At 65.2% G+C, this 11,445-nt stretch carries 10 protein-coding genes; 6 read left to right on the top strand and 4 right to left on the bottom strand.

Annotated features, from left to right (window positions below; all coding sequences use genetic code 11):
• Positions 1 to 95 precede the first annotated feature (95 nt).
• Both ompR and A6723_RS03935 read left to right on the top strand, forming a co-directional pair.
• Complete coding sequence (gene ompR, locus A6723_RS03940; RefSeq protein WP_054908090.1) at positions 96 to 836, top strand: two-component system response regulator OmpR; 741 nt, start codon at positions 96 to 98, stop codon at positions 834 to 836.
• A 117-nt stretch (positions 837 to 953) separates the two neighbouring features.
• On the top strand, positions 954 to 2,273 hold the full coding sequence (locus A6723_RS03935; RefSeq protein WP_054908089.1) for an ATP-binding protein: 1,320 nt from the start codon (positions 954 to 956) through the stop codon (positions 2,271 to 2,273).
• 138 nt (positions 2,274 to 2,411) lie between these two features.
• Here the strand turns inward: A6723_RS03935 and A6723_RS03930 are convergent, their stop codons facing one another.
• From A6723_RS03930 to A6723_RS03920, 3 genes are all read right to left on the bottom strand, one after another.
• A complete protein-coding gene (locus tag A6723_RS03930; RefSeq protein ID WP_054908088.1) occupies positions 2,412 to 3,341 on the bottom strand; it encodes an LD-carboxypeptidase in 930 nt (309 codons plus the stop codon).
• Positions 3,342 to 3,743: 402 nt separating this feature from the next.
• Positions 3,744 to 4,649, bottom strand: coding sequence for a 30S ribosomal protein S6--L-glutamate ligase (rimK, locus tag A6723_RS03925; protein WP_038803545.1), 906 nt, complete (start codon positions 4,647 to 4,649; stop codon positions 3,744 to 3,746).
• On the bottom strand, positions 4,646 to 5,089 hold the full coding sequence (locus A6723_RS03920; RefSeq protein ID WP_256233677.1) for an ATP-dependent zinc protease: 444 nt from the start codon (positions 5,087 to 5,089) through the stop codon (positions 4,646 to 4,648). Before A6723_RS03920 ends, rimK begins: the two co-directional genes overlap by 4 nt.
• A 134-nt stretch (positions 5,090 to 5,223) precedes the next feature.
• Here A6723_RS03920 and A6723_RS03915 point away from each other — a divergent pair, with 134 nt between their 5' ends.
• Positions 5,224 to 5,616, top strand: coding sequence for an RNA-binding S4 domain-containing protein (locus tag A6723_RS03915; RefSeq protein ID WP_045215645.1), 393 nt, complete (start codon positions 5,224 to 5,226; stop codon positions 5,614 to 5,616).
• Positions 5,617 to 5,662: 46 nt separating this feature from the next.
• On the opposite strand, the gene A6723_RS03910 is transcribed toward A6723_RS03915, so the two are convergent.
• The gene (locus tag A6723_RS03910; RefSeq protein WP_054908086.1) at positions 5,663 to 6,463 is read right to left on the bottom strand and encodes a phosphatase PAP2 family protein; all 801 of its coding nucleotides are present in this window, start codon (positions 6,461 to 6,463) and stop codon (positions 5,663 to 5,665) included.
• A 118-nt stretch (positions 6,464 to 6,581) separates the two neighbouring features.
• Here A6723_RS03910 and hslO point away from each other — a divergent pair, with 118 nt between their 5' ends.
• The 3 genes from hslO to A6723_RS03895 all read left to right on the top strand — a co-directional run bounded on the left by hslO (position 6,582) and on the right by A6723_RS03895 (position 11,355).
• Entirely contained in the window at positions 6,582 to 7,475 is an 894-nt protein-coding gene (hslO, locus tag A6723_RS03905; RefSeq protein WP_054908085.1) for an Hsp33 family molecular chaperone HslO, read from the top strand.
• A 168-nt stretch (positions 7,476 to 7,643) separates the two neighbouring features.
• The gene (locus A6723_RS03900) at positions 7,644 to 9,185 is read left to right on the top strand and encodes a phosphoenolpyruvate carboxykinase (protein WP_054908084.1); all 1,542 of its coding nucleotides are present in this window, start codon (positions 7,644 to 7,646) and stop codon (positions 9,183 to 9,185) included.
• Between the two features lie 244 nt (positions 9,186 to 9,429).
• Entirely contained in the window at positions 9,430 to 11,355 is a 1,926-nt protein-coding gene (locus A6723_RS03895; protein WP_054908083.1) for an ATP-dependent DNA helicase RecQ, read from the top strand.
• The last annotated feature ends 90 nt before the right edge of the window (positions 11,356 to 11,445 follow it).

The following is an 11,445-nucleotide window of genomic DNA, read 5'->3' as shown; positions in this document are numbered from 1 at the left end:
GCGGCTGGTCGGGGAAAAATCTGCTAACAATGGACAAGCCGTGATGCGCGGCTGCTGGGCGATAATGCCCGCCGAATCAGATTCTGGGAGTTTCCATGAGCAACGCTGCCACCCTGCCCGAAGGCGAAAAGATCCTCGTGGTCGATGACGACGCGCGCCTGCGCCGTCTGCTGGAACGCTTCCTCGATGAGCAGGGTTACCGTGTCCGCGCCGTCGAAAACACCGAGCAGATGGACCGTCTGCTGGCCCGCGAGCTGTTCCAGCTGGTGGTGCTGGACCTGATGATGCCGGGCGAGGATGGCCTCTCGGCGTGCAAGCGCCTGCGCGAGTCGAACAACCAGATCCCGATCATCATGCTCACCGCCAAGGGCGATGAGTCGAGCCGTATCTCGGGCCTGGAACAGGGCGCCGACGATTACCTGGCCAAGCCATTCAACCCGCGCGAATTGCTGGCGCGGATCAAGGCCGTGCTGCGCCGCCAGGCGCCGCTGGTGCCGGGCGCGCCGGCGGGTGAGGACGAGATCGTCACCTTCGGCGACTACGAATTGCACCTGGCGACCCGCGAGCTGAAGAAGGGCGAGGAAGTGCACATGCTCACCACCGGTGAGTTCGCCGTGCTCAAGGCCCTGGTACAACATGCCCGCGAGCCGCTGACCCGTGACAAGCTGATGAACCTGGCCCGCGGCCGCGAATGGGACGCCCTGGAGCGCTCCATCGACGTGCAGATTTCCCGCCTGCGCCGGCTGATCGAGCCCGATCCGTCGAAGCCGCGCTACATCCAGACCGTCTGGGGCGTGGGCTACGTATTCGTGCCGGATGGCTCCGCGCGCAAGTGATTCAACCTGTAGGAGCGAGGGGGACGCCCTCGTTCTTGCTCGCGAACAATGCCTCGCGCCGATGCGGGTTCGCGAGCAAGCTCGCTCCTACAATTCGTGTTCCCTGGTAGTCCGTTCTTGAAAACACCCCTCTGGTTCCCGCAAAGCTTCTTCGCCCGCACCCTCTGGCTGGTGCTCATCGTCGTGCTGTTCTCCAAGGCGCTGACCCTGGTCTACCTGCTGATGAACGAAGACATGCTGGTCGACCGCCAGTACAGCCATGGCGCGGCGCTCACCGTGCGCGCCTACTGGGCGGCCGACGAGAAATCGCGCGAGGCCATCGCCCAGTCCGCCGGGCTGAAGTGGGCGCCCCACGAGCAGGGGCAGCCGGAGGAAGTGCACTGGCCGTACACGGAAATCTTCCAGCGGCAGATGCGCATGGAACTGGGCATCGATACCGAGACGCGCCTGCGTATCCATCATCCGTCGATGCTCTGGGTGCGTGCGCCGACCCTGGGTGACGGCTGGATCGGCGTGCCGCTCTATCCGCACCCGCTGCGTGGCCAGCAGATCTGGAGCGTGCTGGGTTGGTTCCTGGGCATTGGCCTGCTGTCCACGGCTGCCGCCTGGATTTTCGTGCGCCTGCTCAGCCAGCCGCTCAAGCGCCTGGTGTTCGCCTCCCGCGAGTTCGGCAAGGGGCGCAGCGTGCGCCTGCCATTGGGGGCGGAAACGCCCAGCGAGATGGCCGAGGTGTATCGTGCCTTCAACCAGATGGCCGATGACGTCGAGCAGGCGGGAAGAGAGCGTGAGCTGATGCTGGCCGGTGTGTCCCATGATCTGCGCACGCCGCTGACGCGTTTGCGCCTGTCACTGGAGCTGATGCCGGAAAGTGACCGCGAGATGGTCGAGGACATGGTCCGCGACATCGAGGACATGGACGCGATCCTCGATCAGTTCCTCGCCTTCATCCGTGACGGCCGCGACGAATCAGTGGAAGAGGGCGACCTCGCCGACCTCATCCGCGAGGTGGCCGATGCCTTCAACCAGACCGGCAACCGCGTGCGGTTGTGCCTGGAGACGCTGCCGCTGTTCCGCTTCCGCCGCGTCTCGATCAAGCGCCTGCTGGGCAACCTGATCGAAAACGGCCTCAACCACGGCGGCGGCAAGGTCGAAGTGGCGGCCCATGTCGCCGGCGGCGGCGGCGCGCCCTATGTGGTGCTCAGCGTGCTGGACCGGGGCGCGGGCGTCGATCCGCAGGAACTGGACAACATCTTCAACCCCTTCTTCCGCGGCGATAAGGCACGCGGCGGCAAGGGCACCGGCCTGGGGCTGGCCATCGTCAAGCGTATCGCCGAACAGCACGGCGGCAGCATCGAGCTGCGCAACCGCGAGGGTGGCGGGGTGGAGGCGCGTGTCTGCCTGCCGCTGGGCCTGCTGCTGCCGCGCGACGCGCATTAAGAGCCTGCTTGCGATCTGCTGCGCGTCGGCATAACGGCGTTGAGGCCAGCCGAGAAGTGCTCGTTGACTGCCGTCAACCCCGCTTTCTCAGCTGTCGTCGCCTTGTTCTGCTCTAGCTCGCGAGATCGTGAACAGACTTTAATCCCAGCGCAGGGACTTTCCTTCCAGCACCGCCCGGCGCCCATAGGGCCAGGCGCGGTTGTGTGCGCCGTGGCCGCTGGGCAGGCCGTGATAGAGCGGGACACCCAGCGTCGCGGCGTACTCGGCGAAGATCTCCTCCAGGCTGTGGGCCACGCCCTTGCGCGGACAATCGGTGAAGGTGCCGAGGCAGATCGCGCCCAGGCGCGCGCCGTTCAGGCTGTTGAGTAGCTGCCAGAGGCTGCGCTCGATGCGGTAGTAGGGCTCGCCGACGTCCTCGAGGATCAGGATCGCGCCGTCCGGCACGTACAGCGCGCCAGCGGTGCCGGCCATGCAAGCCAGTGCGGTGAGGTTGCCGCCGATCAATTCGCCCTCTACGGCGAGTTTCGGCCCGGCGAGGTGCTGAACCGCCAGCTTGCCGGGGCCGCCCGCCAGTACGTGGCTGATCGATGCCAGCGATGCCAGGCGTTCGCGCTGTTCATTGGGGGCGCTCAGCGGCTGCAGGCCGAGCCCGGTGGCGACCATCCCGTGGATCGCCGGCAGGCCCTGGCGGTGGAAGGCGCTGAGCAGGATGGAAATGTCCGAGAAGCCGATCAGCGGGCGCGGCGAGGCGGCCTGGATGCGCTGCCAGTCCAGCTGGGGGATGAGTTGTCCACAACCATAGCCGCCGCGCAGGCACCAGACGGCGCTGACGCCATCCAGTTCGAAGGCGGCGTGGAAGTCTTCCAGGCGTTGCTCCGGCGTGCCGGCCAGGTAGCGGTAGCGTGCGTCGGCGTGTTCGCCCAGGTGGTAGTCGATGCCCTGCACCTCCAACTGGCGCAGAGTCGCTTCCAGCACTTCCTCAGCGATGGCGGAGGCCGGCGCGACCAGCGCGACGGGGTCTTCGATGGGCGACCATTTGAGTTCGGTGTGGGGGCGGGAAGCGGGCATGTCTGTCATCCGGTTACTGCAGGAGAGCTTGTAGGAACGAGCTTGCTCGCGAAGGGTTCCGTGGGGCAATGAAGCTTGGGGCTGGAACTTCGGGGGCTCGGTGCTTCATGCTGATTTGGCTGCCATGCGGCCCCTCACCCTAACCCTGGCTACGCGCCCCGCTCCTGAGGGAGAGGGAACTGATCTGCGCAGGGTTAAGCCGCGATGTCAGCCGGCACGGACGGCCCCCTCTCCCTGTGGGAGAGGGCTGGGGTGAGGAGGAAGCCCCATGTTGTGCTGATGAACTTCATGGGATCTTGTTCCTGGCATCCCTGTCGTGACTATGTGCTTCTCTGGGCCCCTGCCAGGCCATCCTTGTCCTGGCGTTCGCCGGCGCAACGCAGGCGTCGCGAAAGCCCCGGCTCACCCCTTGCCCTTGGTCCGCGCCAGATGCGGCCCGCCATTCTTCTCCAGGTACTCGATGATGACCCCGGCAATGTCCTTGCCGGTGGTGGTCTCGATGCCTTCCAGACCCGGCGAGGAGTTCACCTCCATCACCAGCGGCCCATGGTTGGAGCGCAGGATGTCGACGCCAGCCACGTGCAGGCCCATCACCTTGGCGGCGCGGATGGCGGTCATGCGCTCTTCCGGGGTGATCTTGATCAGGCTGGCGCTCCCGCCGCGGTGCAGATTTGAGCGGAACTCGCCGGCCGCCGCCTGGCGCTTCATCGAGGCGATCACCTTGTCGCCCACCACGAAGCAGCGGATGTCGGCGCCGCCGGCTTCCTTGATGTATTCCTGCACCATGATGTTGTGCTTGAGCCCCATGAAGGCCTCCAGCACGGATTCGGCGGCCTTTTCCGTCTCGCAGAGCACTACGCCGATGCCCTGGGTGCCTTCGAGCAGCTTGATCACCAGCGGTGCGCCGCCGACCATCTCGATCAGGTCCGGCACGTCATCGGGGGAATGGGCGAAGCCGGTCACCGGCAGGCCGATGCCCTTGCGCGAGAGCAACTGCAGCGAACGCAGCTTGTCGCGGGAGCGGGCGATGGCTACGGATTCGTTGAGCGGGAATACCCCCATCATCTCGAACTGGCGCAGCACCGCGCAGCCGTAGAAGGTGACCGAGGCGCCGATGCGCGGGATTACCGCGTCGAAACCCTCCAGCGGCTTGCCGCGGTAGTGGATCTGCGGCTTGTGGCTGGCGATGTTCATGTAGGCGCGGAGGGTGTCGATCACCACCATCTCGTGGCCGCGTTGCTGCCCGGCCTCCACCAGCCGACGGGTGGAATACAGGCGCGGATTGCGCGACAGCACAGCAATTTTCATTGATCACCTGGAAGGGCGGCGGGAACCATGATGAGGGGTTTGTCTTGTACGTAGGTGAGGCCGGGGTTGACCACGAGCTGGCCGTGGACCAGCGCCTTGGAGCCTAGCAGCACGCGGTAGCGCATGGTCTTGCGGCAGGCCAGGGTGAACTCCACCGACCAGGCGCGATCACCGAGGGCCAGCAATGTACGGATCACGTAGCGGGTCTGGGCCTGGCCGTTGGAGCTCTTGATGGTCTTCATCGTCACCACCGGTGCTTCGCAGCGGTGGCGGCGCTGCACCTGGGTGCCCAGGTGGGCGATGAAGCGTACCCAGTCCTGGCCGCCACGCTGGAACGGCACGATGTCGCTGGCATGCAGGGTGGAAGTGCTGGCGCCGGTGTCGATCTTCGCGCGCAGGCCGACCATGCCCAGTTCGGGCAGGGCGATCCATTCGCGCAGACCAATTACCGACAGCTGGTCGAAAGTCTTCAAGGCAGGCGTCCCCGGCGTTTGCCGGCATTCTAGTCAGGCCGGTTGTGCCCCGCCAGCGGGGTGCGCGGTACACTCGCAGGCCCACATGACGAGGTTGTGACGTGAGCGAGAAAGACGACGACAAGGTCCGCCTGGACAAGTGGCTGTGGGCGGCGCGCTTCTACAAGACCCGCTCCCTGGCCAAGGAGGCCATCGACGGTGGCAAGGTGCATTGCCGGGGCGAGCGCTGCAAGCCGGGCAAGGAGCCCAAGGTTGGCGAGGAATACGTGATCCGCACCGGCTTCGACGAGCGCACCGTCGTGGTGAAGGCGCTGTCGATGGTGCGTCGTGGCGCGCCTGAGGCGCAGTTGCTCTACGAGGAGACCGCCGACAGCGTGAAGCGCCGCGAGGATGCCTCGGCGATGCGCAAGGCTGGCGCACTGGGCGTGCAGACCGACGGGCGGCCGACCAAGAAGCAGCGCCGCCAGTTATTCAGCTTCCGCGATCAGGAGTGAGCAGCCGGCGAGGGCCGCAGGCGCCTCGCCGGGGGGCATCCGCTCGTCAGGCGGTGACGACGCTCAGGCGGTTGAGCAGCGGGACTTTCGCAGCCAGGCGGAACAGCGGGTCGGTCCAGCGCACCAGCGCGGCGCTGCCCACGGCGGCGAAGGGCGTGAAGCAGCCCCAGGCCAGGGCCACCAGGGCCATCTGCACGCCGCCAATGTAGTCGTCCTGGCCCCAATGGGCACCGGCTACCAGGCGCGGCAGCATGAACAGCAGCGCGAGGCTCCAGACCACCACCCATTGCAGCGCGGTGCGGGCGAACAGGGTGAGGAACAGCGCCCAGATCAGCAGCACCGAGGCGTGGTCGCCAGGGAAACTGCGGGCCGACTCGTCCTTCACCTCGAAGGGCGTGTCCTCCCACTGCGGGAAGAAGTGCTCCAGGCGCACGGCATCCGGCGCAATGCTGGAAATGCTCGCATGCTGCCAGCCCAGCTTGTGGGCGATCTTGGCGTAGAGGATGCGCACCACCACCAGCACCAGCGCTGCACATAGAAAGCCGAAGGTCGCCGCGCGGACCTGGGTCGCCTTGAAGATCCAGTCGCCACGGATCATCAGCAGCAGCAGGATTATCCCGACCAGCAGGTCGAACGGCCGGGTGCTGGCCACGGCCCAGGTCAGGCGCCAGGCTTCGTTGGTCGCCAGCGGCTGGTTGAGCAGGCTGAACAGGCTGAAGTCGAACAGATCCATCGCCGACCGGGAGGGCTCCCAGAGCCACAGCAGGAGCAGGGCGAGGGCCATCAGGTGACAGGCGATGAAGGGCTTCCAGGACCAGGTGGCTTGGAACGGCGTGGTTTTGTCCATAAAATCGATTCCCCCTTCTGACAACGGTTCCGGGTTGCCGGATACGACAAAGCGCGCTTTATAGGCCTTTGCCATCAACTTGTCATTTATTTGTGCCTATCGCAGCGTTGTGCCCAGCATGTCTCAGATCGATCAAAGTCAGCGTTTCCTGTTTGACAACACCGATGTTCGCGGTGAGCTGGTGGAGCTCGACCGCAGTTATGCCGAAGTGCTGGCCAAGCACCCCTATCCGCAGCCGGTCGCCCAGTTGCTGGGAGAAATGCTAGCCGCGGCCGCGCTACTTTGCGGCACCCTCAAGTTCGACGGCCTGCTGGTGCTGCAGGCGCGCTCCAGTGGCGCTGTTCCGCTGCTGATGGTGGAGTGTTCCAGTGCTCGCGAAGTGCGTGGCCTTGCCCGCTACGACGCCGAGGCCATCGGCGATACCGCCGGCCTCGCCGAGCTGATGCCCCATGGCGTGCTGACGCTCACCGTCGATCCGAAGAACGGCAAGCGCTACCAGGGCATCGTGCCGCTGGAGGGCGCGACCCTGGCCGACTGCCTGTCGACCTATTTCGCCACCTCCGAGCAGTTGCCGACCCGCTTCTGGCTCAACGCCGACAGCCGCCGCGCCCGTGGCTTGCTGCTGCAGCAGTTGCCGGCGGACCGCCAGCTCGACACCGAGTCGCGCGAAGCCAGCTGGCAGCACGTCACCACCCTGGCCGACACCCTCACCGCCGAGGAGCTGCTGGGCCTGGACAACCCCACCGTGCTGCATCGCCTGTACCACGAAGACGACGTGCGCCTGTTCGAGGCGCAGCCGCTGGTGTTCCGCTGCAGCTGCTCTCGGGAACGCTCGGCCAATGCGCTGGTCAGTCTTGGGCAGGAAGACGCCGAGCGTCTGCTGGCCGAAGAGGATGGCGAAATCGTCATCGACTGCCAGTTCTGCAACCAGCGCTACCGTTTCGATGGCTCCGACGTTGCCCAGCTGTTCTCGGGCGGCGGAAGCCAGACGCCGTCAGAAACTCGCCATTGACCGCTTCGATTTGTCCGATAGACGAACCAATGGCGCTATCGCCGGATCAGAGGCTGCACGAGAACAGTTCTTTTCTGGCATAATCCCGCGACTTTTTTCCGCGGTAGTGGGAATCAGAAGTCACTACGCAATGTTTGGAGGACTCGGCTTCGGCCGACGGGGACCCACATGACGCAAGCCAACAAAGCCGTTTACACCGATATCAGCGTTGCCCAACTGGTTGAAGAAGCCATTCGCCGCGGCGAAGGCGAACTCGCCGACAACGGCTCGCTGGTCGTGAAAACCGGCCACCGCACCGGCCGCTCGCCTGCCGACCGTTTCATCGTCGAAGAGCCGGGCAGCAAGGATTCCATCGCATGGGGCGCCATCAACCGTCCGTTCCCGGCCGACAAGTTCGATGCCCTGTGGGACCGTGTCCAGGCGTTCAATAACGCCCAGGAACACTTCGTCTCCCACGTTCATGTAGGTTCCGCCGCGGATCACTACCTGGCCGTCAAGATGACCACCGCCACTGCCTGGCAGAACCTGTTCGGCCGCGCGCTGTTCATCGAGCCCGAGCAGTACAACCCGGCCGGCCGCGAAGAGTGGCAGGTGCTCAACGTCGCCAACTTCGAGTGCGTGCCCGAGCGTGACGGCACCAACTCCGATGGCTGCGTGATCCTCAACTTCGCGCAGAAGAAAGTGCTGATCGCCGGCATGCGCTACGCCGGTGAAATGAAGAAGGCCATGTTCGGCGTGCAGAACTACCTGCTGCCGGAAAAAGACGTGCTGCCGATGCACTGCGCCGCCAACATCGGTGAAGCCGGCGACGTGACCCTGTTCTTCGGCCTGTCCGGCACCGGCAAGACCACCCTGTCCGCCGACGAAAGCCGCTACCTGATCGGCGACGACGAGCACGGTTGGGGCGAAGGCGTTGTCTTCAACATCGAAGGCGGCTGCTACGCCAAGTGCATTGACCTGTCCGAGAAGAACGAGCCGGTCATCTGGAAAGCCATCAAGTTCGGCGCGGTGCTGGAAAACGTCGTCCTCGACGAAAACCGCACCCCGAACTACGCCGATGACAGCCTGACCCAGAACTCCCGCGCGGCCTACCCGCTGGAAAACGTCGAGAAGCGTTCCGAGAAGAACCTCGGCGGCGAGCCCAATGCCGTGATCTTCCTGACCTGCGACCTGACCGGCGTTCTGCCGCCGGTGTCGATCCTGAACAACGAGCAGGCGGCCTACCACTTCCTGTCCGGCTACACCGCGCTGGTCGGTTCCACCGAAATGGGTTCGGGCGGCGGCATCAAGTCGACCTTCTCCACCTGCTTCGGCGCACCCTTCTTCCCGCGCCCGGCCGGTGTTTACGCCGAACTGCTGATCAAGCGCATCCAGGCCTTCGGTTCCAAGGTCTACCTGGTCAACACCGGCTGGACCGGCGGTGGCTACGGCGTCGGCAAGCGCTTCAACATCCCGACCACCCGTGGCGTGATCGCTGCCATCCAGAGCGGCGCTCTGATCGGTGCCGAGACCGAGCACCTGGACATCATCAACCTGGACGTACCGAAGGTCGTTCCGGGCGTCGAGACCAACCTGCTCAACCCGCGCAACACCTGGGAAGACAAGGCTGCCTACGACGAAGCCGCCAAGGGCCTGGCCAGCAAGTTCATCGAGAACTTCAAGAAGTTCGACGTGAGCGACGCCATCAAGAACGCCGGCCCGCAGCTGTAAGTGAGCCTGTTCTGGAAAGAGCCGCCTTCGGGCGGCTTTTTCATTGGTGCCTGGGAACGGTCCTGCTCCGAGGTGCTCTTCGTAGGAGCGAGCTTGTGACCCACAGGGATGTGGGGAATGCCGTCAGCCGTAGGGAACGGATTCGGCCTCGCGAACCGGAGTTGGGCTGTTCGCGAGCAAGCTCGCTCCTACAATCCATGTCCCTAGCATGGGTTTCGCATGATAGGTAATGGAGTACTCCCTAATGCACGACACCCTCGAACGCGTCTTCGGCTTTCGCCAGTTCCGCCCCGGCCAGGAGGCGGCGGTCAGCGCTGTGCTTGCCGGGCGTTCGGCTGCCGCGATCTTCCCCACCGGCTCGGGCAAGTCGCTGTGCTACCAGCTGCCGGCGCTGCTGCTGCCGCAGCTGACACTGGTGGTCTCGCCGCTGCTGGCGCTGATGCAGGACCAGCTCGCCTTCCTCGCCCGCCACGGCATCGCCGCCGCGAGCATCGATTCGGCGCAGAGCCGCGAGCAGACCGCACAGACCATGGCCCGCGCGCGTAGCGGCGAGCTGAAGGTGCTGATGATTTCGGTCGAGCGCCTGAAGAACGAGCGCTTCCGCCACTTCATCAGCGAGGTGCCGATTTCCCTGCTGGTGGTGGACGAGGCGCACTGCATCTCGGAGTGGGGCCACAACTTCCGCCCCGATTACCTGAAGCTGCCGGACTACCAGAAGCAGTTCCGCATTCCCCAGGTGCTGCTGCTCACTGCCACGGCGACACCGGCGGTGATCGCCGACATGCGCAGCAAGTTCGCCATCGCCGAGAGCGACGTGGTCACCACCGGCTTCTACCGTGCAAACCTGGAATTGCAGGTGGAGCCGATCTCCAGCGCTGCTCGCCGTGCCCGGCTGGTGGAGTGGCTGCGCGAGCGTCCGGGCAGGCCGGCCATCGTCTACGTCACCCAGCAAAAGACCGCCGAGGAGATCGCCGCGCATCTGGCCGAGCGCGGTATTCCCGCCTTTGCCTACCACGCCGGGATGGAACACCCGGAGCGCGAGGGCATCCAGCGCCGCTTCATGGAGGGCCGGCTGAACTGCATCGTCGCCACCATCGCCTTTGGCATGGGCATCGACAAGAGCGACATCCGCCAGGTGGTGCACTACGACTTGCCCAAGTCGCTGGAGAACTACAGCCAGGAAATCGGCCGCGCCGGGCGCGACGGCCAGCGCTCGGAATGCCTGGTGCTGGCCAACCGCGACAGCCTCAACGTGCTGGAGAACTTCGTCTACGGTGACACACCCGAGCGCGAGGGTATCCGCAACGTACTGGAGGAAATCCGCCAGGCGCCGAATGGCCAATGGGAAACCATGCTGGTGCCGCTGTCGGACCAGTCGAACATCCGCCAGCTGCCGCTCAAGACGCTGTTGGTGCAGCTGGAGCTGCGCGGCATCATCGCGCCACGCTTCGCCTATTTCGCCGAATATCGCTACAAGCTGCTGATCGATTCCTCTGCACTGCTGAGCCACTTTGAGGGTGAGCGGCGGCAGTTCGTCGAAGCCATCCTCACCACTTCGGCCCGCGCGCGAACCTGGGCGACCCTGGATTTCGACACGCTCTACAGCCGCCATGGCGCCGAGCGCTCACGGGTGGTGAAGGCGCTGGATTACTTCCAGGAGCGCGGCTGGGTGGAGCTGGAGAGCAAGCAGATGACCGAGGTGTACTCGGTGCGTGACGCCTCCTTCGTTGTGGATAAGTTGAGCGAGGAGCTGCACGGTTACTTCAAGCGCCACGAGGAAAGCGAGATCGCCCGCATCGGCGCCATGCTCGATCTGCTGGGCAGCTCGGACTGCCTGAGCTGGCGCCTCGCCCAGTACTTCGGCGACCAGCAGGCGCCGCGCCAGTGTGGTCACTGTTCGGTGTGCGCCGGCCATGTCGCCCGCCTGCCGGAGCCGCCTGCACTGCCGGCTCTGGATGGCCAGTCGCTGCACAACCGATGCGACGCCTTCCTGGAGAAGTACCGCAGTGCCCGAGGTACTGCGCCCAGCGCCGACTGCATCACGCGCTTCCTCTGTGGCATCAGCGTGCCGGCCTTCACCCGCATGCGCGCGCGTGGATTGCCGGGCTACGCCACGCTGGAAGACTACCCCTACGCCCAGGTGCGCGACTGGGTACAGGCGCAGCTCTGAACGCCTGAATTCGGCGGCGCCACGCACGACTAAAGGTCGGCGTGATGCCGCCCGGGCTGCTTGTAGGGTGAGGGGAGGAAATTCCTCCTA

Source organism: Pseudomonas sp. AU11447, from assembly GCF_001672555.2.
Lineage (GTDB): Bacteria > Pseudomonadota > Gammaproteobacteria > Pseudomonadales > Pseudomonadaceae > Pseudomonas > Pseudomonas nitroreducens.
This window is presented reverse-complemented; position numbering and strand designations above follow the sequence as displayed.